Raw genomic sequence first — 22,751 nt, 5'->3', positions numbered from 1 at the left:
CGCGTCAGGGGCCGCTCCCCCCACCGCCGGTCCCGGGGGTAGGCTTTGTACCGTGCGCCTGCACCGTCATGAGGGGGAGACATGAACGAATCCGGACCGCCGCGCGCCACCGTCCGCCGCTGGGCCACGGCTGCCGCCGTGGCCGCGCTGCTCGCCTCCGCTGCCGCGCCGCCCGCTGGCGCGCTGCCTGCGGACGCTTCCGGCGGCGGAGCCGCGTCCACCGCCGCCGTGGACGCGGCGACGGCCTCGGCCGTCCCGGACGCACCGGCCGACGGCGGCGCCTCCCCCACGGGCGGGGCCCCGGAGAGCCCTGCGACCGACGGATCCCCGGCCCCGGCCGGACCGTCCTCCCCGCTGCCGGAGACCGTGTCCCCCACACCGTCCCCCACCCCCACGGGATCGGGGCCGGTGTCGTCCCCGGCCGCCACCGGATCCGGGGCGCCGGCGTCGTCCCCCGCCGCCACGGAGCCCGAAGAGCCGGCGGAAACGCCCGCACCTCCCGCGACGGCCGGGACCGCGGGCACGGCCGAGGCCTCGGCGACCGCCGAGGCGGTCGAGCGCCGCTACCTGACCACTTACACGGACGCCTACCCGGAGCTCCGAGCCGACGGCGGCGCCGGCACGCCGGTCCGGCTGGACGCGCGCACCGCCGTCGACCTCCTCGAGACCTCGGGCGACTGGTCCCGCATCGCGGCCGGGACGACGACGGGGTGGGTCTCCACCTCGCGGCTGTCGGCCGAGTGGCCGCCCATGCTGCTGCGGTACATGGCCTACGCGTCCGGGCAGTACTCCGAGCCGACCAGCGCGTCCACGCAGGTGTGGTCGCTGGACCGGCGCACGCCCGTGGAGCTGCTCAACGTCTCGGGGACGTGGGCGAAGGTCCGCTCGCACACCCACATCGGGTGGGTGCCCGCCTACCGCGTCGTCGGCGAGCGCCCGGCGCAGGCGCTGCGCTACGCCTCCAGCACCAGCGCTGCCCTGCGCGCCGACACCTCCGCGTACGCCGCCGTCCTGGACCGGCTCGACCACAACCGCCCCGTTGAGTACCTCAACTCCTCCGGCTGGTGGGTGAAGGCCCGCTCGGGAACCGTGGTCGGCTGGGTCCCGGCCAGCCGGCTGTCGACCTCCACGGTGGACGCCGTCTACCGGTTCACGCGCGCGCCGGCCGGGGCCGTACGGGAGTGGGACGGCGGCGGCGGCCTGGCGTTCATGCTCGGGAAGAACACGCAGGTCCAGCTCATGCACGACGCCGGGGAGTGGGTCAAGGTGCGGACCGGCTCGCGGACCGGCTGGGTCCGCGACCGCGACCTGTCCACCCGGACGACGCCGACGTACACGCGCTGGACGGAGCGGGGCTACTACGCCCGCAGCGGCCCCGGGACCGGCTACTCGTCGATCGGCTACGTCGGCCCCTGGACGCGGGTGGACTACCACTACGCGCACAACGGCTGGATCCGCGTCGGCACGCCCCGCGGCCTCGGCTGGCTCCCGCATTCGGTCCTGACGACGACCGGCTACTACCCGCTGGGCGTCTACGGCACGCTGCGGAACGGCCAGTCCGCGTACTCCACGTACCTGGCGGGCAAGACCCTGCGCGAACAGCGCGTCCGCGTCCCCTACAACGACCTCTACCTCCAGCCCGACCGGACCTGGCTGTCCTACATGGTCCCCACCTGGCGCGGCTGGCGCAGCGTCGTCGCCGAGGCGATGACCGTGCGCAAGGCCGACTACGGCACGACCCTGTCCCGGATCGACGCGTACGAGCGCTACGACGAGAGCGAGCCGGCGGCGGACCAGCACTACGTGCGCACGGTGGTGAGCGACACGTACGGCCGCGAGACCTACTCCTACGTTGCGGGCGACAAGATGGCCTCCTACCTGCGCAACTCCGGCATCCGCGTCACCAGCGGCGACTACCTGGCGCGGTACTAGATGGCGCCGGCGCACCGTCCCGCCCGGCGACGCTCCCCCGGCGCCGCCGCAGTGTGCGGCGCCCTGTGCGGCGCCCTGATCCTGGCCGGCTGCACGGCCGACGGCGGTGCCGACGGTCCGGCACCCGCGCCGGCGTCCTCCCCCGGGTCCGGGCCGTCCGCGTCCGCCCCGTCGGCCTCCGCGCCGTCCGGCTCCGGCACGGAGCCGGCCCCGGAGACCGGCGTCGTCCGCTCCAGGGCCCCCGTGGACGCGCCGGAGCCGGTGGCGACGCGCCACCCGGACACCGGCGGGAGCGTCGCCGCGGACGAGCGCAACGACATCGCGAAGGAGCCCGGCGAGGCGGCCGGCCTGGTCGATGGGGCCGGGCGGACCGTGTTCCGGTTCACCGTCGTGCGCGCGCAGACCGCCGACTCGTGCCCGGCCCGCGGCGGGGGCACCTCCACGCCGGAACGCTCCACGTTCCTGGTCCTCGACGTGGAGGCGGAACTCGCGGCGGACGTCGCGGCCTCGGTGGCCCAGCGTGGCCGGGACGGCCTGTTCATGCCCCTCGTCGCCGAGGCCTTCCACACCGTCGGGGCGGACGGCGACGTCGGCCGGGACGCCACCTCGGCGGCCGCCTGGGCGTGCTTCGCCGACGACGAGCTGGCGCCCGCCTTCGTGAACCCCGGCCAGCGGGTCACCGGGCGGATCGTGCTGGACACGCCCCACGCGCACGGCTCCGTGGTCTACGACCCCGAGGGCGACGGCGGCTGGGCGTGGCGCTACTAGGCCCGGCCCCGGGATGTTCCGGGGCGGGGCCGCCGCGGGACCGCGCCGCTAGCCGCGGATGCGCGGGCTGCGCTTGTAGCCGCTGACGGTGGGGTCGCCGGAGAGCCAGAACCGCCACGGCACGTCGTGGGCCTGGGTCACGCCGACTCGGTGGCCGACGGCGACGCGGTGCGCGGGAACCGGCGGGCCCGGCTCGAGCCGGACGGCCGAGCCGTCCAGCAGGTCGGCGCCGTTGTCCGCGCGGCCGAGACCCAGGGCCTGGCCCAGGCACCCGGGCCCGCGGGCGAGCCCGCGCTCGGCAACCCGTTCGCCGCGCCGCCGGCGGGCCAGGTCCGCGCCCTCCACGACGCGGCCTGCCCGCAGCAGCACCGCGGAGGCGTGGCCGTCCGAGCCGGTGACGACGTTGCAGCACCAGTGGATGCCGTAGGACAGGTAGGTGTACAGGTGCCCGGGCGGCCCGAACGTGACGGTGTTGCGGGCGGTGGGGCCCCGGTAGGCGTGGCTGGCGGGGTCGTCGGGGCCCATGTAGGCCTCGACCTCCGTCAGCTCGACGACGACGGTGCCCTCGGCGCTCGTGCGCCGGATCCTCCACCCGAGCAGGGCCGGGGCCACCTCGGCCGCGGGCCGGGCCAGGAACCGGCGCAGCCCGTCGGGTCCGTCGTCGCTCATGCCCACAGGCTACCGCCCGCGGGCCGGGGCTCAGCCGGCGTAGTCGCGGGCGTCGGCCAGCTGCGCCTTCAGTGCGTCGAGTTGGCGCGCGACGGCCTCGGGGGCCGTCCCGCCCTGGGCGTTGCGCGAGGCGAGCGAGCCCTGCGTGGAGAGGACCTCGCGCACGGCCGGGGTCAGGTGCGGGGAGATCCCCGCGTACTCCTCGTCCGTGAGGTCCCACAGCTCGACCCCGCGGGACTCGGCGACGCGCACGGCCTCCCCGGAGAGCTCGTGCGCCTCGCGGAACGGCACGCCCTGGCGGACCAGCCATTCGGCGATGTCGGTCGCCAGCGCGAAGCCCTGCGGCGCCAGGTCGGCCATGCGGTCGGTGTGGAACACCAGCGTCGCGACCATCCCGGAGACGGCCGGCAGCAGCACCTCGAGCGTGTCGGCGGCGTCGAAGACCGGCTCCTTGTCCTCCTGCAGGTCCCGGTTGTACGCCAGCGGCAGGCCCTTGAGCGTGGCCAGCAGGCCCGTCAGGTCGCCGATCAGGCGGCCGGCCTTGCCGCGCGCCAGCTCCGCGACGTCCGGGTTCTTCTTCTGCGGCATGATCGAGCTGCCGGTGGAGTAGGAGTCGTGCAGGGTGACGAAGGACGCCTCCTTGGTGGCCCAGAAGATGACCTCCTCGCTGATGCGGGACAGGTCCACGCCGATCATCGCGGCGACCCAGGCGAACTCCGCGAAGACGTCGCGGGCGGCGGTGCCGTCGATCGAGTTCCAGACGGCCGAGTCGAAGCCCAGGTCCGTGGCCACCGCGTTCGGGTCCAGGCCCAGCGACGAGCCGGCGAGCGCGCCGGACCCGTAGGGCGAGACGGCGGCGCGGCGGTCCCAGTCGGCCAGGCGCTGCACGTCGCGCAGGAGCGGCCACGCGTGCGCAAGGAGGTGGTGGGACAGCAGCACCGGCTGCGCGTGCTGCAGGTGGGTGCGGCCGGGCATGGGCGCGTCGGGGTGGGCCTCGGCCTGGCCGACGAGCGCGTCGACGGTGTCCAGGACGCCGCGGGCGATGATGCGCGCGTGGTCGCGGAGGAACATCCGGCCGAGCGTCGCGATCTGGTCGTTGCGGGAGCGCCCGGCGCGCAGCTTGCCGCCGAGGGCGGGCCCCGCGCGCTCGATGAGGCCGCGCTCGAGCGAGCCGTGGACGTCCTCGTCGCCCTCCGCCGCCGTGTACGCGCCAGAGACGACGTCCTCCTCGAGGCGGTCCAGGGCCTCCAGCATCCCGTCGAGCTCGCCGTCGTCAAGCAGCCCCGCGCGGTGCAGGACGCGGGCATGGGCGCGCGAGCCGGCGATGTCGTAGCGGGCGAGCCGCCAGTCGAAGTGCGTGGACTTGCTCAGCGCGGCCAGCGCGTCCGCCGGGCCGCCGGCGAAGCGGCCGCCCCAGAGGGCTCCCTCGTTGGTTCCGTGGTGCTCGGCCATGGTCCTGCCTTCCCGCTGCGGCGCCGCAGCGCCCGGACGTACATATTTATTCGCAATCCTACAGATGTATTCACGACCGCTGGGGCGCCGGGGACCGGGCCGGTAGCCTGTGGGCATGACGACCGAACCGACCGGCGGGACGCCGGAGCTGACGGACGAGGAGCTTGCGTTCCTCCACTCGACGTTCGACATGGCGCGCGAGGGGCAGGCGGAGAAGCTCTTCGCCCTGATCGGGCAGGGGCTGCCCACCAACCTCGCCGACCACAAGGGCGACACGCTCCTGATCCTGGCCGCCTACAACGGCCACACCGACCTGGCGCGCGGCCTCGTCGAGCGCGGCGCGGACGTCAACAAGCTCAACGACAAGGGCCAGGGGCCGCTCACCTGCGCCGTGTTCCGGCAGAACCCGGACCTCGCCCGGTTCCTGCTCGGCCAGGGCGCGGACCCGCGGGCCGGGGCCCAGAACGCCCTGGCGGTGACGGAGATGTTCGGGCTGCCGGAGATGCGCGCCCTCATCGAGGAGTACCTCTAGGTGGACGTCGCGGTCGTCCGCGGGGACATCACCACGCAGCGGGTCGACGCGGTCGTCAACGCGGCGAACCGGTCCCTGCTGGGCGGCGGCGGGGTGGACGGCGCCATCCACGCCGCGGCCGGCCCCGCGCTGCTGCGGCAGTGCCGGGAGCTGCGGGCGGCGAGCCTGCCGGACGGCCTGCCCCCGGGCCGGGCCGTCGCGACGGGCGCCGGGGACCTGCCGGCCCGCTGGGTGGTGCACACGGTCGGACCGAACCGGCACGCCGGCCAGACGGACGCGGCCGTGCTGCGCGAATGCTACGCGAACAGCCTGGCCGAGGCGGAGCGCCTGGGCGCCGCCAGCGTCGCGTTCCCGGCCATCGGCGCCGGCGTCTACGGCTGGACCGCCGCGGAGTCGGCCCGCTGCGCGGCCGAGGCCGTCGCCTCCTTCCGCGCGGCGCATCCGGCCCCCACCCTCGCCGAGGTGCGCTTCGTCCTCTTCAACGCCGAGGCCGAGCACGCCTTCCGGGCCGAATTCGGGGCATAGCGCCCCGCCGCGCTACTGCGGATCCGCGAGCGCCAGGAAGCGGGCCGCGACGTCGCGCCCGCCGTTCGGGTCCCGCGCCACGAGCAGGACCGTGTCGTCCCCCGCGATCGTGCCGAGCACGTCGGGCAGGACGGAGTGGTCGATCGCCAGGGCCAGCAGGTTCGCGGCGCCGGGCGGGGTGCGCAGCACCACGAGGTTGCCCGACGCCTCGGCCGTCACCAGCTGCTCGGCGCACATCTTCGCCAGCCGGGCGTCGAGCACCTCGCGGCCCAGGCCGGGGCGCGGGGTCGGGTCCCCGCCCTCCGAGCGCACCGCGTAGACCAGCGAACCGTCCGCCCCGCGCACGCGCACGGCGCCCAGCTCGACGAGGTCCCGGGACAGCGTCGCCTGGGTGACCTGCAGTCCCGCGTCCGCGAGCCGCGCGGCGAGCTCGGCCTGCGAGCGCACCGACTCGGCCGCGAGGATCGACTTGATCCGGGCCTGCCGCGCCGTCTTCGTGGAGGGCTGCCCGCCGGCCGGCTGGCTCACGGCCGGACGGCGCCGGCCGCGCGGCCGGATCGCTCCAGGAGCCAGGCCAGCAGCGCCTTCTGGGCGTGGAGCCGGTTCTCGGCCTCGTCCCACACCACCGACTGGGGGCCGTCGATGACGTCCGCGGCGATCTCGTAGCCGCGGTAGGCGGGCAGGCAGTGGAGCACGATCGCGCCGTCGGCGGCGCGCGCCATCGCCTCGCCCGTCACCGCGTAGTCGCGGAAGAGCCCCAGCCGCTCCTCCTTCTCGTCCTCCTGGCCCATCGAGACCCACGTGTCCGTGGCGACGACGTCGGCGCCGGCGAGCGCCTCGGCCGCGTCGGTGGTCACGAGCACGGACCCGCCGGTCTCGGCCGCCCGGGCCTGCGCCGCCTCGACGACGGCCGCGTCCGGCAGGAACCCCTCCGGCCCGGCGATCCGCACGTGCATCCCGGCGGTGGCACCGGCCAGCAGGTAGGAGTTGGCCATGTTGTTGGCGGCGTCGCCGAGGTAGGCCATGGCCAGGCCGGCGAGCCGGCCCTTGTGCTCGCGCACGGTGAGCAGGTCGGCCAGCAGCTGGCAGGGGTGGTAGTCGTCGGAGAGGGCGTTCACGACCGGGACTCCGGCGTGCTCGGCCATCTCCTCGAGGCCCGCCTGGGCGTAGGTGCGCCAGACGACGGCGGAGACCATGCGCCCCAGCACCCGGGCGGAGTCGGGGATGGACTCCTTGTGCCCCAGCTGCGACTCCCCCGGGTTCACGATCAGCGCGTTGCCGCCGAGATCCGCGATGCCCGCGGCGAAGGAGACGCGGGTGCGGGTCGAGGTCTTGTCGAAGAACACGGCTACGGTCTGCGGGCCGGCCAGCGGCTTGGCGCCGTAGCGGTCGGCCTTCATCGCCGCGGCCAGGTCCAGGACCTCGGCCTGCTCGGCGGGGCTGAGGTCGGTGTCGACGAGGAAGTGCCTCACGGTCTGGTTCTCGGTCACTTCTCCTGCTTCCGGTGGGTCTCGAGTGCGGTGGCGTAGATGGCAGGCAGCGCGGCCGTGAAGGCGTCCAGCTGCCCGGTGGTGACGATCAGCGGCGGGGCCAGGCGGAGCGTGCCGGGGCCGGGCGCGTTGACGATGAAGCCGGCGTCGAGCGCGGCGGCGACGGCCGCGGGGGCGACGTCCTGCGCGAGGTCGAAGCCGACGAGCAGGCCGTGGGCCCGGACCTCGGTGACGAAGTCCAGGGCCTCGAGCGAGGCCGCGACGTGGCGGCCGGCGCGCGCGGCGTGGGCGAGCAGGCCCTGGGCCTCGATGGCGTGCAGCGTGGCGAGGGCGGCGGCCGTGGCCACGGGGTTGCCCCCGAACGTCGTGCCGTGCTGGCCGGCGCCGAGCAGGCCCGACGTCTCGGGACCGAACGTCAGGAGCGCGCCGATGGGGAAGCCCCCGCCCAGGCCCTTGGCCAGCGTCATGGCGTCCGGCACCACGCCCTCGGAAGCGAACCAGCGCCCGGTGCGGCCGATGCCGGTCTGCACCTCGTCGACCACGAGCAGCGCCCCGGCGGCCCGGGTGATCTCCCGGGCGGCCGCCAGGTACCCGTCCGGGTGCGCCTTCACGCCGGCCTCGCCCTGGATGGGTTCGATGAAGACCGCGGCGACGGTGTCGTCGACTGCGGCGCGCAGCGCGTCGGCGTCCCCGGCCGGCACCCACTCGACGCCGCCGGGCAGCGGCTCGAACGGCTCCCGGTAGGCCTGCTTCCACGTCAGCGCCAGGGCGCCCATGGACCGGCCGTGGAACGCGTTCTCCAGCGCGACGATCCGCGTGCGGGGGCGTTCGGGGGTGCCCGCATTGCGGCGGGCCAGCTTGAACGCGGCCTCGTTGGCCTCGGTGCCGGAGTTGGCGAAGAAGACGCGCGAGCCGGCCGGCGCCGAGGTCAGGGCCAGGAGCCTCTCGGCCAGCGCGATCTGCGTGGGGCTCGTGAAGAAGTTGGACACGTGCCCCAGGGTCGCCAGCTGGGAGGTGACGACGCTCGTCAGGAGCGGGTGCGCGTGGCCCAGGGCGTTGACGGCGATGCCGCCGAGCAGGTCGAGGTACTCGTTTCCGTCGGCGTCCCAGACGGTGGCGCCGGAGCCGCGGACGAGCACCCGCTGGGGCGTGCCGAAGACGCCCATGAGGGACTGGTTGTAGCGCTCGAGCAGCTCCGGGCCGTGGAGCCCGGCCAGCGGGGACAGCTCGGCGTCGAGTTCGGCGGCCAGCGGTGCGGAATCGGTCACTTCTTCTCCTCCGGGACGACCTGGGTGCCGACGCCGGCAGAGGTGAAGACCTCCAGCAGCATCGAGTGTGGCTGGCGGCCGTCGACGATGTGGGCGCGGTCGACGCCCTCGTCGACCGCCTTGAGGCAGGCCTTCATCTTCGGGATCATCCCCGACTCCAGCCGCGGCAGCATCTCCCGCAGCTCGGCGGCGGTGAGCGAGCTGACCAGGGACGAGCGGTCGGGCCAGTTCGCGTACAGGCCCTCCACGTCCGTGAGGATGACGAGCTTCGACGCCCCGAGCGAGGCCGCCAGGGCGGCCGCGGCGGTGTCGGCGTTGACGTTGAGCACCTGGCCGGTCGGGTCGCCGTCCTCCCCCACCTCGGGGGCGACGGTCGAAATCACCGGGATCCGCCCGGCGGAGACCAGGTCCAGGATCTGCTCGGGCGCGACGCCGGTGACCTCGCCGACGAGGCCGAGGTCCACGGGTTCGCCGTCGACGACGGTGCCGGTGCGCACGGCGCGCAGCAGGGCGCCGTCCTCTCCGGAAAGCCCGACGGCGTAGGGGCCGTGGGAGTTGATCAGGCCGACCAGCTCGCGCTGCACCTGCCCGGTGAGGACCATGCGCACGACGTCCATGGCCTCGGGGGTGGTCACGCGCAGGCCGCCGCGGAACTCGGACTCGATGCCGAGCCGCGTGAGCATGGCGTTGATCTGGGGGCCTCCCCCGTGCACGACGACGGGGTGGATCCCGGCGTGGTGCAGGAAGACGATGTCCTCGGCGAACGCGCGCCGCAGGTCGTCGTTGACCATGGCGTTGCCGCCGTACTTGATGACCATCGTGGTCCCGGCGAAGCGCTGGATCCACGGGAGGGCCTCGATGAGGGCCTCCGCCTTGCGCTGGGCGTCCACCATGGACGCCGTCTGGGTGTCGCTCATGCCCGTCCTCCGGCTCAGCTGCTGTACGCCGAGTTCTCGTGCACGTAGTCGTGCGTCAGGTCGTTGGTCCAGATCGTCGCCTCCGCGGCGCCGGCGTCGAGGTCGATCTCCACGAGCACGTCCCGCTCCTCGAGCGAGACCAGGGAGCGGTCCTCCCCCACCCCGCCGGCCCGGCACACCTGCACGCCGTTGATGGAGACGTTCAGCCGGTCCGGCTCGAACGCCGCCCGCGTCGTGCCGACGGCCGACAGGACGCGGCCCCAGTTGGGGTCCTTGCCGAAGATCGCGGTCTTGAACAGGTTGGAGCGGGCGACGGCGCGGCCGACCTCCTCCGCGTCGGCCTCCGTGGCCGCGCGGTGCACGCGGATGGAGATGTCGTGGGAGGCGCCCTCGGCGTCGCGGATCAACTGGAGCGCCAGGTCCGTGCAGACCTGGACCAGGCCGCGGGCGAACTCGTCGGGGTCGGGCGCGGTGCCGGACGCGCCGGAGGCCATCAGCACGACCGTGTCGTTGGTGGACATGCACCCGTCCGAGTCGGCGCGGTCGAAGCTGACGCGGGTGGCGGCGCGCAGCGCGCCGTCCAGCGCGGCCGGCTCGACGGCGGCGTCCGTGGTCAGCACGACGAGCATGGTGGCCAGGCCCGGGGCGAGCATGCCGGCCCCCTTGGCCATGCCCCCGATCGCGTAGCCCGTGCCGGCGAACCCGGCCTGCTTGGGCACGGTGTCGGTGGTCATGATCGCCTCGGCCGCGGCGGCGCCGCCGTCGGCCGCCAGCGCCCCGGCGAGCGCGTCGACCCCCGGCAGCAGCTTGTCCATGGGCAGCTGCTCGCCGATGAGGCCCGTGGAGCAGACGAGCACGTCCGCGGCGGAGACGCCGAGGACCGCCGCGGTCTTCTCCGCGGTGGCGTGCGTGTTCTGGAAGCCCTGCGGCCCGGTGCACGCGTTGGCGCCGCCGGAGTTGAGGACGACGGCGTCGGCGCGGCCGTCGGAGACGGCCTGCCGCGACCAGTGCACGGGCGCGGCCGCCACGCGGTTCGACGTGAAGACGGCGGCGGCGTGCTTGAGGGGCCCGGCGTTGACGACCAAGGCCATGTCGGACTTCCCGGAGGCCTTCAGGCCGGCGGTCGTGCCGGCGGCGGTGAAGCCGGCGGGGGCGGTGACGCCGAGCGGCGAGGTCGTGGTCACGGGGCGGTTCCCTCCAGGTCGAGGCCGGTGGACTCGTCCAGGCCCAGGGCGATGTTCATGGACTGCACGGCGCCGCCGGCCGTGCCCTTGGTGAGGTTGTCGACGGCGGCGACGACGACGACGCGGCCCGCGTGCTCGTCGAGGGCCAGCTGCATCACGACGTGGTTCGAACCGAGCACGTCCTTGGTGTGCGGCCACTGGCCCTCGGGCAGCAGGTGCACGAACCGCTCCCCGGCGTACGCCTCCTCCCACGCGGCCCGCAGCTGCGCGGCCGTGGTCCCGGGGCGGGGCCTGGCCGTGGCGGTGGTGAGGATGCCCCGCGGCATGGGGGCCAGCGTGGGCGTGAAGGACACGGTGACGGACTCCCCGGCGGCGCGCGAGAACCCCTGCTCCATCTCCGGCGTGTGGCGGTGCATGCCGCCGACCCCGTAGGGCGACATCCCGCCCATCGTCTCGGAGCCGAGCAGGTGCGGCTTGGCGGCCTTGCCGGCGCCCGACGTGCCGGAGGCGGCGACGATGACGACGTCGCGCGGCTCGAGCAGGCCCGCGGCGAAGCCGGGCACGAGCGCCAGCTGCGCGCTGGTCGGGTAGCAGCCGGGCACGGCGATGCGGCGGGCCCCGGCCAGCCGGGCGCGGGCGCCGGGCAGTTCCGGGAGCCCATACGGCCAGGTGCCGGCGTGGGCGGACCCGTAGAACTTCTCCCACGCCTCGGTGGACTCCAGCCGGTGGTCGGCGCCGGCGTCGATGACGAGGGTCTCGGCGGGCAGCTGGGCCGCGATCTCGGCGCTGGCGCCGTGCGGCAGCGCGAGGAAGACCACGTCGTGCCCGGCCAGGTGCTCCACCGTCGTGTCGACCAGGACCCGGTCGGCCAGCGAGTGCAGGTGCGGCTGCAGGGCACCGAGCCGCTGTCCCGCGTTGCTGTGGGCCGTGATGGCGCCGATGGTGACGTCGGGGTGGCGGGCCAGCAGGCGCAGGACCTCGCCGCCGGCGTACCCGCTCGCGCCGGATACCGCTACAGAGATGCTCATGGACCCACTCTACGACGGGTTATGCAATGTGACTAATACTTATTCATCGCGTTGCGCGGGTCGCCGCCCCGCGTTCACCGGGGGCCGTTAAGGTGGCCGGTGAGAAGGCACCCCGCCGACCAGGAGGTCAATCCCATGCCGCACGTCCTGCAGGCCGCCCGCGCCGGCGGCCCCGAGGTCCTCGAGTACGCCGAGGTCCCCCGTCCCGCGCCGGGCCCGGGCCAACTGCTGGTGCGCGTCGCCGCCGTCGGCGTGAACTTCATCGAGACCTACCAGCGCGCGGGCGTGTACCCCGTGGAGTACCCGTTCGTCCCGGGGACCGAGTGCGCGGGCACCGTCGAGGAGACGGGGCCCGGGGTCGAGGGCTTCGCCCCCGGCGACCGCGTGGCGACGGCGGAGGCCGTGGGCGCCTACGCGGACTACACGGTGCTCGACGCCGACCGCGCCATCCGCGTCCCCGACGCCGTGTCGGACGAGGTCGCCGGCGGCCTGCCGCTGCAGGGCTGCACGGCGCACTACCTCGTGAACGACAGCTACCGCGTCCGCCCGGGCGACACGGTCCTCACGTACGCCGGCGCCGGCGGGGTGGGCCTGCTGCTGACCCAGCTGCTCAAGCTCAAGGGCGCCACGGTGATCACCACGACGTCGACCCCCGAGAAGGCCCAGCTGGCCCGGGCGGCCGGCGCCGACCACGTCGTCGGCTACGCCGACGTCGCCGCGGCGGTCGCCGAGGCCACGGGCGGGCGCGGCGTGGACGTCGTCTACGACGGGATCGGCAAGGACACGTTCGAGGGCTCGCTGCGGGCCCTGCGCCGCCGCGGCACGCTCGTCCTGTTCGGCGGGGCGTCCGGGCAGGTGCCGCCGTTCGACCTGCAGCGGCTGAACGCCCACGGCTCGCTGACCGTCACCCGCCCCAAGCTCGCCGACTTCCTCGTCGACGCCCGCGAGCGCCAGTGGCGCGGCGGCGAGGTGTTCGCCCTCGCCGCGGACGGCACCCTGGACGTGCGTATCGGCGGGACCTACCCGCTGGCCGACGGCTCCCGCGCCCACGCGGACCTCGAATCCCGCGCCACCACCGGCAAACTGGTTCTGCTCCCCGAGGGCGCCGCGAAGTAGATGGCGCACGAACCCCAGTTCCCCGGGGCGGACCGGTCGCCGGCCCCGAGGACCCTCATGGACGTCGTCTACGCCACGGCGCAGACCCACCCGGACGCCCCGGCCCTGGACGACGGCGAGGCCACGCTGACCTACGCCGAGCTCGTCGCGGCCGTGCACGCCAAGGCCCGCGAGCTGCACGCCGCCGGGCTCGGGGCCGGGCACCGGATCGGCGTGCGGATCCCGTCCGGCCACCGGGACCTCTACATCGGCATCCTGGCCATCCTCGCGGTCGGCGCGGCCTACGTCCCCGTCGACGCCGACGATCCCGACGAGCGCGCCCGCACGGTGTTCGGCGAGGCCGCCGTGGCCGGCGTCCTCACGGCCGGCGGCGCGGTCGACGCCTCCCCGGGGCTGCCGCGGCCGTTCCCGTCGCCCCGGAACCCGGGGTTGGGCGACGACGCGTGGATCATCTTCACGTCCGGCTCGACGGGGACGCCGAAGGGCGTCGCCGTGACCCACCGCTCGGCGGCGGCGTTCGTCGACGCCGAGGCCCGGATCTTCCTGTCCCGCGACCCGCTGGGGCCGGGCGACCGCGTCCTGGCCGGGCTGTCCGTCGCGTTCGACGCCTCCTGCGAGGAGATGTGGCTCGCCTGGCGGCACGGAGCCTGCCTGGTGCCGGCGCCCCGCGCGCTGGTCCGCTCGGGCATGGACCTCGGCCCGTGGCTGGTCACCCGCGGCGTCACCGCCGTCTCCACCGTGCCCACGCTCGCGGCCCTCTGGCCGGCCGAGGCCCTCGAGAACGTGCGCCTGCTGATCTTCGGCGGGGAGGCGTGCCCGCCCGAGCTGGCCGCCCGCCTGGCCGTGCCGGGCCGCGAGGTGTGGAACACGTACGGGCCCACCGAGGCCACCGTCGTCGCCTGCGCGGCCCCGCTGACGGGCGAGGGCCCGGTCCGCATCGGCCTGCCCCTGGACGGGTGGGACCTCGCCGTCGTCGACGCCTCCGGGATCCCGGTCGCGGAGGGCGGCACCGGCGAGCTGATCATCGGCGGCGTCGGCCTGGCCCGCTACCTGGACGCGGCCAAGGACGCGGAGAAGTACGCGCCCATGCCGACGCTCGGCTGGGAGCGCGCCTACCGCTCGGGCGACCTCGTCGTCAACGACGCGGCCGGGCTGCTGTTCGTCGGCCGCGCCGACGAGCAGGTCAAGCTGGGCGGCCGGCGCATCGAGCTGGGCGAGATCGACGCGGCCCTGCAGGCGCTGCCCGGCGTGGCCGGCGCCGCCGCGGCCGTGAAGACGACCGCAGCAGGCAACCAGGTCCTCGTCGGCTACCTGGCGGCGGAGGACGGCTACGACACCGGCGCCGCGCGGGACGTCCTGGCCGGCACGCTCCCGGCGGCGCTCGTGCCGCTGCTCGCCGTCGTCGACACGCTCCCCACCAAGACCAGCGGCAAGGTCGACCGCAACGCGCTGCCCTGGCCCCTGCCGGGCGCGGCGGGCGACGGCGGCGCCGCGGCTGCCCTCGACGGCGCGGCCGGTTGGATCGCCGAGCAGTGGGCGGCGGTCCTGGGGACCCCGCCCGCCGGGCCGGACGCCGACTTCTTCGCCAGCGGCGGCGGCTCGCTCTCCGCCGCCCAACTGGTCTCCGCGCTGCGGACCCGCCACCCCGGCCTGACCGTCGGGGACCTCTACGCCCGGCCGCGCCTGGGCGCGCTGGCCGAGTTCCTCGACGCGGCGGAGGGGGCCGCCGAGCCGGTCGAGCAACGCGACGTCTCCCGGACCCGCCGCGGGACGCAGTGGACCCAGACGCTGCTGGGGGTGCCCCTCTTCGTCCTCGTCGGGCTGCGCTGGCTGTCGTACCTGATGGCCCTGAACAACGTGCTGGCCGCCGCCGGGGTCCTCACGGGCGCCCCGACGGTCTCCTGGTGGTGGGTGGCCGCGGTCTGGCTGGTCTTCGGCAGTCCCGCCGGGCGGATGGCACTGTCCGTCGCCTCGGCGCGCCTGCTGCTGCGCGGCCTGGAGCCCGGAGCCTACCCGCGCTCCGGCCGCGTCCACCTGCGCCTGTGGCTCGCCCAGCACATCAGCGACCTGGTCGACCCGGTCTCCCTGGCCAGCGCGCCGTGGGTCCCGCTGTACGCGCGGGCCCTGGGCGCGCGGATCGGCCCCGACGCGACGCTGCACTCCGTGCCGCCGGTGACGGGCATGCTCAGCATCGGCCGCGGGGCGTCGGTCGAACCCGAGGTGGACCTCTCCGGGTACTGGATCGACGGCGACACGGTGCACATCGGCCACGTCTCCGTCGGGGCCGGCGCAAGCGTCGGCGCGCGCAGCACCCTGATGCCCGGCTCCCACGTGGGCGCCGGCTCGGTGGTCGCCGCCGGCTCGGCCGTCCAGGGCGCCACCCGCGAGCGTTCCCACATCGCGGGCTCGCCCGCCGAGCGCACCGGCAAGGCCCGGCCCGCCTGGCCCGAGGAGCGCGCCCGCGGCGGGGCGCTGTCCGCCCTGGGCTTCGCGCTGGCCTCCGCCGCGCTCTCGGTCGTGCCCTTCCTCGGGGCGCTCGCCCCGGTCGCCGTCCTCGCCGCCGCGGCCCGGGGACAGGCCACGCTGGCGTCCGCGCTGCCCCAGCTGCTGGCCTGGACCCCGGTGGCCGCGGCCGCGTGGTTCGCCGCGACGATGCTGCTCATCCTCGTCCCCGTCCGCCTGCTCGGCGTGGGGCTCACCGCGGGCTGGCACCCCGTGCGCGGGCGCGTCGGCTGGCAGGTCTGGGCCACGGAGCGGCTGCTGGACACGGCCCGCGACCTGCTCTTCCCCCTCTACGCCAGCCTCTTCACCCCCGTGTGGCTGCGCCTGCTCGGCGCCAAGGTGGGGCGCAACGTCGAGGCCTCGACCGTCCTGCTCGTGCCGAAGATGACCACCATCGCCTCCGGGGCGTTCCTCGCCGACGACACCATGGTGGCCTCCTACGAGCTCGGCGGGGGCTGGATGCACGTCGCCCCGGCGAAGGTCGGCAAGCGGGCCTTCCTCGGCAACTCCGGGATCGCCGGCGCCGGCCGCCGGGTGCCGAAGAACGGGCTCGTCGCCGTCCTCTCCGCGACGCCGCCGAAGGCCAAGGCCGGCTCCTCGTGGCTCGGGAGCCCGCCCGTGCGGCTGCGCCGCACCGCCGTCGACGCCGAGGACGGGCGCACGTTCAACCCGCCCGCCCGGCTGAAGGTCGCGCGCGCCCTCTGGGAGGCGTGCCGGTTCGTCCCGGTCGCCGTCACCGTGGCGATCGCGGTCCTGCTCCTCGCCGCCCTGGACTGGCTCGCCGGGGCCGCGGGATACTGGCTCGCCGCCGTCGCCAGCGGAGCCGCCCTGCTCGCCGCCGGAGCGGTCGCCGCGGGCGCCGCCGTCGCCGCCAAGTGGCTGCTCGTGGGGCCCATCCGGCCCGGCGAGCACCCGCTGTGGAGCTCGTTCATCTGGCGCAACGAGGTCGTCGACACGTTCATCGAGATGGTGTGCGCGCCCTGGTTCGCCCGCAACGCGTCCGGCACGCCCGCGCTGGTCTGGTTCCTGCGGGCGCTCGGAGCACGGATCGGGCACGGGGTCTGGTGCGAGAGCTACTGGCTGCCCGAGGCGGACCTGGTCTCCCTCGGCGACGCCAGCACCGTCAACCGCGGCTGCGTCGTGCAGACGCACCTGTTCCACGACCGCATCATGGCCATTGATACGGTGGAGCTCGCCGCGGGCGCCACGCTCGGCCCCCACGGGGTCGTCCTCCCCGCCGCCCGGCTCGCGCCCGGATCCACGGTCGGGCCGGCGTCGCTGGTCATGCGCGGCGAAACCGTCCCGCCCTCCACCCGGTGGATGGGCAACCCCGTGACCCCATGGAGCGGCCCCAACCCATGAGCGCACCCCATTCCGCCCCCGCGGCCGCCGAGGCGGCCGGCTCGCCGGATCCGTACGTGACCGACTCCGGCAGCGGCGCCTTCGCCGTCGACCACTACGAGCTGGACCTGGAGTGCAAGCTCGCCGGCAACCGGCTGGCCGGCCGCGCCCGCCTGCGCTGCCGCGCCGGCGCCGCGCCGCTGGAGCGGATCGAACTCGACCTGGCCGGCCTGTCGGCGGACAAGGTCGCCGTCGACGGCAGGAAGGCCGCCCGCTTCCGCCACCGGGGGCACCGGCTGGCCATCGAGCCGGCCCGCCCGGTCCCCGCCGGCGCCGAGTTCACGCTCGAGGTCCGCTACTCCGGCAGCCCCGGCCCCCGGCACGGGGCGTGGGGCGAGGTCGGCTGGGAGGAGCTCGAGGACGGCGTCCTGGTCGCGGGCCAGCCGAACGGCGCGTCCACGTGGTTCCCCTGCAACGACCACCCCAGCCGCAAGGCCACGTTCGCGGTCCGGATCGCGACCGACGCCGGGTACCGGCCGGTGTGCAACGGCCGGCTCACGGGGCACTCCCGGTCCTCCAGCCGCGAGACCTGGGAGTACGCCGTCGAGGAGCCCATGGCCCCCTACCTGGCGACGCTGCAGATCGGCCGGTACGTCCTGGCGGACTTGCCCGGGCCGGCCGCGGACGCCGCGAAGACGGCGCGGCACGCCGCGGGGCCCGGGCCGCAGGTGCCGCAGCAGGTGGCGGTCGTCGCCGCCCGCCGGGACGCGGCCCTGCGCGCCCTGGCCGACCAGCCGGCCATGCTCGCCGCGTTCGCCGAGGCGTTCGGGCCGTACCCGTTCGGCGCCTACACCGTCGTCGTCACCCCGGACGACCTGGAGATCCCGCTCGAGGCGCACGGGCTGTCGATCCTCGGGGACAACCACCTGCGCCCGGGATGGGAGCAGCAGCGGCTCGTCGCCCACGAGCTGGCCCACCAGTGGTTCGGCAACTCCCTGACGGCCGCGACGTGGCGCGACATCTGGCTCCACGAGGGCTTCGCCTGCTATGCGGAGTGGATCTGGTCCGAGGCCTCCGGCGGCGACAGCGCCGACGCGCGGGCCCGCGCCGCCTGGCAGCGCCTGCGCTCCCTCCCGCAGGACCTCGCCGTCGGGGACCCCGGCGCCGCGGACATGTTCGACGACCGCGTCTACAAGCGCGGGGCCCTGGCCCTGCACGCCCTGCGCCTGGCCTGGGGGGACCGCGCCTTCTTCGGGGCCCTGCGCGACTGGACCGCGGCCCACCGCCACGGCCTCGTCGACACCGGGGCGTTCGCGGCCCACCTGGACGCGCGCGGTCCCGAGGGGTTTGCGGCCGCGGGGTTCCTGCGGCCGTGGCTGTACGAGACGGCCCTGCCGGAGCTGCCGCCGGCCCCCTAGCCGCGGTGGCGCGGCGGCACCGGTCCGCCTTCCCGGGAACCGAGCAGCGCGACGGCGGCGACCGCGCCCTCGGGAAGCCCGGTCTCCGCGGCGGACGGCCACCACAGCCGACGCCGCGGATGCCGCGGCCGCCCGCCCCGGCCGAGGACGTCGGGGAAGCCGGTGGCGATCCCGGTGCCGGCCGCCTTCGCGAGGGCCTCCTTGGCGGTCCACAGGCGCGCCCGGGCCAGTGAGCGTCCGGCTGGGGCGTGCCCGGCGACCCACGCCGCCTCGTGGCGGTTCAGGGCCAGCCGGTCCAGGGCGCTCCCGGCGCCGCCGTCGTCCGCGGCGCGCCGGCCGGGACCCGCGGGCCCGCCGTCGTCCATGGGACCCGCGGAGCCGCCGAAGGCGGCCTCCCCCGCTGCGGCGGCGTCCACGCCCAGTCCGGCCCCGGCGGGCCCGAGGGCGACGAGGACGTGCGCGCCGGCGCGGGTGTAGGACAGCGCGACCGGCAGCGGCAGCCCGTCCCGGAGCAGGGCCGGGACGCCGTGCGCGCCCGGGCCGCAGCGCGGGCACGCGTGGGCCAGGCCGAGGCGCGCCGGGTCCTCGTCGAGCAGCCCGGCGGCGAGTTCCCGCACCAGCAGGCGCCCGGCCGCGAAGCGCCGGCGCGGCCCCCCGGGCGCGTACGCGGCGGCCCGCTCCGCTTCAGCGGGCCCGGACCCGCGCACGGGCAGGCCGTCGGCGTCCGCGAGCGGCGCCGACAGCAGGCGGACGGTGGCCGCGCCCCCGGTGGTTTCCACGCGCTTCCCTCCCCTGGCGCGACGACGGGCGCGCCCCCGTGCGGAGGGCGCGCCCGTCGTGGCCACCTCGGCTACCGCTGCGCGGCGCCGTGCCGCTCGGCCGCCAGGGCCACGGCGGACTCGCGGGCCGCGGAGGCCTCGTCGGCGGTCAGGGTGCGGTCGGCGGCCCGGAAGCGCAGCCCGAACGCGAGCGACTTCTTGCCCTCGGGGATGCCCGTGCCGCGGTAGTCGTCGAACAGGGCGACGTCCTCGAGCAGCTCCCCGGCCCCCTCGCGCAGGGCGTCCAGCACCTCGGCGGCCACCGTGTCCGCGTCGACGACGAGGGCGACGTCCTGCGTGGCGGCCGGGAACGTGGAGACCGGGCGGGCGACGATGACGTCGGCCGCGGCCGCGAACAGGGCGTCCGCGTCGAGCTCCATGGCGGCCGTGCGGGCCGGGAGGTCCCGCTCCTCGAGCAGCTTCGGGTGCAGCTCGCCGGCGTAGCCCACCGTCTCGCCGCTGCGCAGGCGCAGCTCGGCGGTGCGCCCGGGGTGGAACGCCTGGTGCGCCCCCTGGGCGACGACGAGCTCGACCCCGAGGACGTCCCCGGCCAGCAGGGCCGCGTCGATGGCGTCGGCCCAGTCCCACGCCCGCGGCGCATGGCCGGCGCCGGGGCCGGAGTCGTGGCCGGAGAGCACGGCCGCCAGGTGCAGCGGCTGCGCGGGGATGCCGGCGTCCAGCTCGTCCAGGGTCTCCTCGCCGGGGTGCTCGCCCAGCGGCGGGAGCGCGCGGCTGCCGAGCCGGTCGCCGGGCAGGAACACGAGTCCGGCCTCGTAGAGGGCCAGGTCCCGGAAGCCGCGGGAGTGGTTGCGGCGCAGCGTCTCGAGCAGGCCCGGCAGGACCGAGCGGCGCAGCAGCGAGAACTCGGACTGCAGCGCGTTGGCCAGCCGGACGGCCGGGGCCTCGGCCCCGGCGTCCGGGCTGCCGAAGGCCCGGTTCTGGTCGGCGGAGACGAACGGGTAGCTCAGCGTCTCGGTGTAGCCGGCGTCGGCGAACGCCTGCAGGAGGCGGCGCCGCTGCTGCTGCGCTCGGGTCAGGCCGCGGCCCGGGGGCGCGACCGGCAGGGTCGAGGGGATGAGGTCGTAGCCCACGAGCCGGGCGATCTCCTCGGTCAGCTCGTCCGGGGTCGTTAGGTCCGGGCGCCAGCTCGGCGGGGTGACGCGCAGCCCGCCGTCGGCCGTCTGGACGCGGGCACCGAGCATTTCGAGGCTGCCGGCCACCTGCTCCGGCGTGTAGTCGACGCCGACGCGGGCCGAGGCGTAGCCCTCGGGCAGGTCGACGACGACGGCCTCGGGGCGCGTGCCGGCGTCCGTCGCCGTCGAGTCGGGCGTGCCGCCGGCCAGCTCGACGAGCAGGTCGACCGCGCGCTGGGCGGCCTCGTCGGCGATCTCCCAATCCACGCCGCGCTCGTAGCGCTTGGAGGCCTCGGAGGGCAGCTTGTGCCGGCGCCGGGAGCGGGCGATCGTGACCTCCTCGAAGCGGGCGGACTCGACCAGGATGTTCACGGTGGCGTCGGAGACCTCGGTCGAGCCGCCGCCCATGACGCCGGCGATGCCGATCGGGCCCGACTCGTCCGTGATGAGCAGGTCCTCGGGGTGGAGGGTGCGCTCCTTGTCGTCGAGGGTGCGCAGGGTCTCCCCCGCGCGGGCGCGCCGGACGGTGATGCCGCCCGCGAGGCGGTCCAGGTCGTAGAAGTGCAGCGGCTGGCCCAGCTCGAGCATGACGTAGTTGGAGACGTCGACGGGCAGCGAGATCGAGCGCATGCCGGCCAGCCGCAGCCGCGCCGCCATCCACGGCGGGGTCGGGCGCGTGGGGTCGATGCCGCGGACGGTGCGGGCGACGAAGCGGGTGCACCCGGGCTTGCCGTGGATGCCCTCGGGATCGTCGATGGCGACGGGGTGCCCCGGGCCGGTGGCCGCGTCGACGGCGATCCCGGCGGCCGGGTCGGAGTACGGCGTGCCGGTCGCGTGCGAGTACTCGCGGGCGACGCCACGGATGGAGAAGCAGTAGCCCCGGTCCGGCGTGACGTTGATCTCCGCGGCCTCGTCGTCCAGGCCGAGCAGCTCGAGAGCATCCGCGCCGACCTCGGGGTCGAGTCCCAGCCGGGACAGGACGATGATGCCGTCGTGGTCCTCGCCGATGCCCAGCTCGCGGGCGGAGGCGATCATCCCGGCCGAGACGTGGCCGTAGGTCTTGCGCGGGCTGATCCGGAAGTCCCCCGGCAGCACGGCGCCGGGGAGGGTGACGACGACCTTGTCCCCCTCGGCGAAGTTGTGGGCGCCGCAGATGATGCCCTGGACGCCGGAGGGGTCGATCCCCTCGCCGGTGAGCGTCTGCTCCGCGCCCTCGGGCACGACGCGCACCTGGCACCAGTTGATGGTCTTGCCGTTGCTCTGCGGCTCCTTGACGACGGAGAGGACCTGCCCGACGACGACCGGGCCGGTCAGCTCGTCCGCGGGGCGGTGGACGTCCTCCTCCTCGAGTCCGACCTTGACCAGGTCGGCCATGACGTCCTCGGCGGTGGCGCCGGCGGGGACCTGCGCGTACTCGCGCAGCCAGGAAAGCGGAATACGCATGGTCTAGATCTCCATCCCGAAGTGCTGGCTGAAGCGGATGTCGCCCTCGATCATGTCGCGCATGTCGGGGACCTCGTTGCGGAACATGAGCGTGCGCTCGACGCCCATGCCGAACGCGAACCCGGAGTAGACGTCCGGGTCGACGCCGGCGGCGCGCAGCACGTTCGGGTGGACCATGCCGCAGCCGCCCCACTCGATCCAGCGGGGCCCGCCCTTGGCGCCGGGGTGCCAGATGTCCAGCTCGGCGCTCGGTTCGGTGAACGGGAAGTAGTTCGGGCGCAGGCGGATGGAGGCCTCGTCGCCGAACATCTGCCGGGCGAAGTGCTCCAGCGTGCCCCGGAGGTCGGCCATGGTCAGGCCCTTGTCCACGGCCAGGCCCTCAAACTGGTGGAAGACCGGGGTGTGGGTGGCGTCGACCTCGTCCGTGCGGAACGTGCGCCCCGGGCACAGGACGTACACCGGCAGGTCGCGGTCCAGGAGGGAGCGCACCTGCACGGGGGACGTGTGGGTGCGCAGCACGAGGTGGGCCTCGGGCGGGTCGACGAAGAACGTGTCCTGCAGGTCGCGCGCCGGGTGGTCGGGCGCGAAGTTCAGGGCGTCGAAGTTGTACCACTCGGACTCGACCTCGGGGCCCTCGGCGATCTCCCAGCCCATGGCGACGAAGATGTCGCTCACGCGCTCCTGGAGGACCGACAGCGGGTGGCGGGCCCCGGAGCGGCGGCGGCGCGGCGCGGCGGTGACATCGACCGACTCCTCGACGAGGATCCGGGCGGCGTGCTCCTCCTCGAGGACGGCGGTGCGCTGCGCGAGGGCCTTGTTGACGCGTCCGCGGGAGGCGCCCACGAGCTTGCCGGCCGCGGCCTTCTCCGACTTGTCGAGCCCGCCGATCGCGCGGTTGGCCAGGCTCAGCGGGGACCTCTCCCCCGTGTGCGCCAGGCGCGCGGTCTTGAGCTCGTCGAGATTGCTGGCGGAGGCGAAGGCTTCCAGGGCGGCGGCGACGGCGGCGTCGACGGCCTCGGCGTCGGTGGGGTGGGGCACGGCCCCGGCCTCCGGGTCCTGGACGCCCGCGGGGGGCGACGACGGATGTGACATGGGTGTGTACGGCCCTTTTCGGTCTCTAGGTCCTTGGTCTGGTTCCCGCCCAAGTCTAGTCGCCGAGGGGCCCGCCGCGAGCGCAGCGAGCGGTGGGAGGCGACTGGACGCTAGTCGCCGAGG

General features: G+C 75.5%; 18 protein-coding genes. 7 read left to right on the top strand and 11 right to left on the bottom strand.

Features of this window, described 5'->3' with window-relative positions:
• The first annotated feature begins 81 nt into the window (after positions 1-81).
• A complete protein-coding gene (locus AC1Q5D_RS02810) occupies positions 82-1,932 on the top strand; it encodes a gamma-glutamylcyclotransferase (protein ID WP_481737042.1) in 1,851 nt (616 codons plus the stop codon).
• Positions 1,933-2,700 (top strand): hypothetical protein, encoded by a 768-nt coding sequence (locus tag AC1Q5D_RS02805; RefSeq protein WP_481737041.1) that lies wholly within the window; start codon positions 1,933-1,935, stop codon positions 2,698-2,700.
• 48 nt (positions 2,701-2,748) lie between these two features.
• Here AC1Q5D_RS02805 and AC1Q5D_RS02800 read toward each other — a convergent pair whose 3' ends face one another.
• Complete coding sequence (locus tag AC1Q5D_RS02800; protein ID WP_481737040.1) at positions 2,749-3,369, bottom strand: DNA-3-methyladenine glycosylase; 621 nt, start codon at positions 3,367-3,369, stop codon at positions 2,749-2,751.
• A gap of 30 nt (positions 3,370-3,399) precedes the next feature.
• Entirely contained in the window at positions 3,400-4,821 is a 1,422-nt protein-coding gene (gene argH, locus AC1Q5D_RS02795; RefSeq protein WP_481737039.1) for an argininosuccinate lyase, read from the bottom strand.
• Between the two features lie 115 nt (positions 4,822-4,936).
• On the opposite strand from argH, the gene AC1Q5D_RS02790 reads away from it, so the two are divergent.
• Positions 4,937-5,353: an ankyrin repeat domain-containing protein gene (locus AC1Q5D_RS02790; RefSeq protein ID WP_481737038.1), complete on the top strand. Its 417-nt coding sequence runs from the start codon at positions 4,937-4,939 to the stop codon at positions 5,351-5,353.
• Complete coding sequence (locus AC1Q5D_RS02785; protein WP_481737037.1) at positions 5,354-5,878, top strand: O-acetyl-ADP-ribose deacetylase; 525 nt, start codon at positions 5,354-5,356, stop codon at positions 5,876-5,878.
• Positions 5,879-5,890: 12 nt separating this feature from the next.
• Here the strand turns inward: AC1Q5D_RS02785 and AC1Q5D_RS02780 are convergent, their stop codons facing one another.
• From AC1Q5D_RS02780 to argC, 6 genes are read right to left on the bottom strand one after another with little or no spacing between them, the layout of a single operon-like run.
• The gene (locus AC1Q5D_RS02780; RefSeq protein WP_481737036.1) at positions 5,891-6,406 is read right to left on the bottom strand and encodes an arginine repressor; all 516 of its coding nucleotides are present in this window, start codon (positions 6,404-6,406) and stop codon (positions 5,891-5,893) included.
• Positions 6,403-7,368: an ornithine carbamoyltransferase gene (gene argF, locus AC1Q5D_RS02775; RefSeq protein ID WP_481737035.1), complete on the bottom strand. Its 966-nt coding sequence runs from the start codon at positions 7,366-7,368 to the stop codon at positions 6,403-6,405. Before argF ends, AC1Q5D_RS02780 begins: the two co-directional genes overlap by 4 nt.
• Complete coding sequence (locus AC1Q5D_RS02770; protein WP_481737056.1) at positions 7,365-8,618, bottom strand: acetylornithine transaminase; 1,254 nt, start codon at positions 8,616-8,618, stop codon at positions 7,365-7,367. The genes argF and AC1Q5D_RS02770 overlap by 4 nt, the downstream gene beginning before the upstream one ends.
• Positions 8,619-8,632: 14 nt before the next feature.
• Positions 8,633-9,553 carry an acetylglutamate kinase gene (argB, locus tag AC1Q5D_RS02765; RefSeq protein ID WP_481737034.1) on the bottom strand — a complete coding sequence of 307 codons (921 nt, stop codon included), beginning with the start codon at positions 9,551-9,553 and terminating at the stop codon, positions 8,633-8,635.
• A 14-nt stretch (positions 9,554-9,567) separates the two neighbouring features.
• A complete protein-coding gene (gene argJ / locus AC1Q5D_RS02760) occupies positions 9,568-10,737 on the bottom strand; it encodes a bifunctional glutamate N-acetyltransferase/amino-acid acetyltransferase ArgJ (protein ID WP_481737033.1) in 1,170 nt (389 codons plus the stop codon).
• Entirely contained in the window at positions 10,734-11,765 is a 1,032-nt protein-coding gene (gene argC, locus AC1Q5D_RS02755) for an N-acetyl-gamma-glutamyl-phosphate reductase (protein ID WP_481737032.1), read from the bottom strand. Before argC ends, argJ begins: the two co-directional genes overlap by 4 nt.
• Before the next feature lie 135 nt (positions 11,766-11,900).
• Here argC and AC1Q5D_RS02750 point away from each other — a divergent pair, with 135 nt between their 5' ends.
• From AC1Q5D_RS02750 to AC1Q5D_RS02740, 3 genes are read left to right on the top strand one after another with little or no spacing between them, the layout of a single operon-like run.
• Entirely contained in the window at positions 11,901-12,881 is a 981-nt protein-coding gene (locus tag AC1Q5D_RS02750; protein ID WP_481737055.1) for a quinone oxidoreductase family protein, read from the top strand.
• Positions 12,882-16,745, top strand: coding sequence for a Pls/PosA family non-ribosomal peptide synthetase (locus AC1Q5D_RS02745; RefSeq protein ID WP_481737031.1), 3,864 nt, complete (start codon positions 12,882-12,884; stop codon positions 16,743-16,745).
• A complete protein-coding gene (locus AC1Q5D_RS02740) occupies positions 16,742-18,142 on the top strand; it encodes a M1 family metallopeptidase (protein ID WP_481737030.1) in 1,401 nt (466 codons plus the stop codon). Before AC1Q5D_RS02745 ends, AC1Q5D_RS02740 begins: the two co-directional genes overlap by 4 nt.
• Here AC1Q5D_RS02740 and AC1Q5D_RS02735 read toward each other — a convergent pair.
• From AC1Q5D_RS02735 to pheS, 3 genes are all read right to left on the bottom strand, one after another.
• A complete protein-coding gene (locus AC1Q5D_RS02735; RefSeq protein WP_481737029.1) occupies positions 18,139-18,921 on the bottom strand; it encodes a 4'-phosphopantetheinyl transferase family protein in 783 nt (260 codons plus the stop codon). The genes AC1Q5D_RS02740 and AC1Q5D_RS02735 overlap by 4 nt on opposite strands.
• A 71-nt stretch (positions 18,922-18,992) precedes the next feature.
• Entirely contained in the window at positions 18,993-21,536 is a 2,544-nt protein-coding gene (gene pheT / locus AC1Q5D_RS02730) for a phenylalanine--tRNA ligase subunit beta (protein ID WP_481737028.1), read from the bottom strand.
• A gap of 3 nt (positions 21,537-21,539) precedes the next feature.
• Complete coding sequence (gene pheS, locus AC1Q5D_RS02725) at positions 21,540-22,628, bottom strand: phenylalanine--tRNA ligase subunit alpha (RefSeq protein ID WP_481737027.1); 1,089 nt, start codon at positions 22,626-22,628, stop codon at positions 21,540-21,542.
• Positions 22,629-22,751 lie beyond the last annotated feature (123 nt).

The organism is Arthrobacter paludis (assembly GCF_056782315.1).
This window is presented reverse-complemented; position numbering and strand designations above follow the sequence as displayed.

What these genes read in the sequence shown, in the direction of transcription:
- AC1Q5D_RS02810 (WP_481737042.1), top strand. Translation starts at nt 82, where the DNA reads ATGAACGAATCCGGACCGCCGCGCGCCACCGTCCGCCGCTGGGCCACG.
- AC1Q5D_RS02805 (WP_481737041.1), top strand. Translation starts at nt 1,933, where the DNA reads ATGGCGCCGGCGCACCGTCCCGCCCGGCGACGCTCCCCCGGCGCCGCC.
- AC1Q5D_RS02800 (WP_481737040.1), bottom strand. Translation starts at nt 3,369, where the DNA reads ATGAGCGACGACGGACCCGACGGGCTGCGCCGGTTCCTGGCCCGGCCC.
- argH (WP_481737039.1), bottom strand. Translation starts at nt 4,821, where the DNA reads ATGGCCGAGCACCACGGAACCAACGAGGGAGCCCTCTGGGGCGGCCGC.
- AC1Q5D_RS02790 (WP_481737038.1), top strand. Translation starts at nt 4,937, where the DNA reads ATGACGACCGAACCGACCGGCGGGACGCCGGAGCTGACGGACGAGGAG.
- argB (WP_481737034.1), bottom strand. Translation starts at nt 9,553, where the DNA reads ATGAGCGACACCCAGACGGCGTCCATGGTGGACGCCCAGCGCAAGGCG.
- argC (WP_481737032.1), bottom strand. Translation starts at nt 11,765, where the DNA reads ATGAGCATCTCTGTAGCGGTATCCGGCGCGAGCGGGTACGCCGGCGGC.
- AC1Q5D_RS02750 (WP_481737055.1), top strand. Translation starts at nt 11,901, where the DNA reads ATGCCGCACGTCCTGCAGGCCGCCCGCGCCGGCGGCCCCGAGGTCCTC.
- AC1Q5D_RS02745 (WP_481737031.1), top strand. Translation starts at nt 12,882, where the DNA reads ATGGCGCACGAACCCCAGTTCCCCGGGGCGGACCGGTCGCCGGCCCCG.
- AC1Q5D_RS02740 (WP_481737030.1), top strand. Translation starts at nt 16,742, where the DNA reads ATGAGCGCACCCCATTCCGCCCCCGCGGCCGCCGAGGCGGCCGGCTCG.
- pheT (WP_481737028.1), bottom strand. Translation starts at nt 21,536, where the DNA reads ATGCGTATTCCGCTTTCCTGGCTGCGCGAGTACGCGCAGGTCCCCGCC.
- pheS (WP_481737027.1), bottom strand. Translation starts at nt 22,628, where the DNA reads ATGTCACATCCGTCGTCGCCCCCCGCGGGCGTCCAGGACCCGGAGGCC.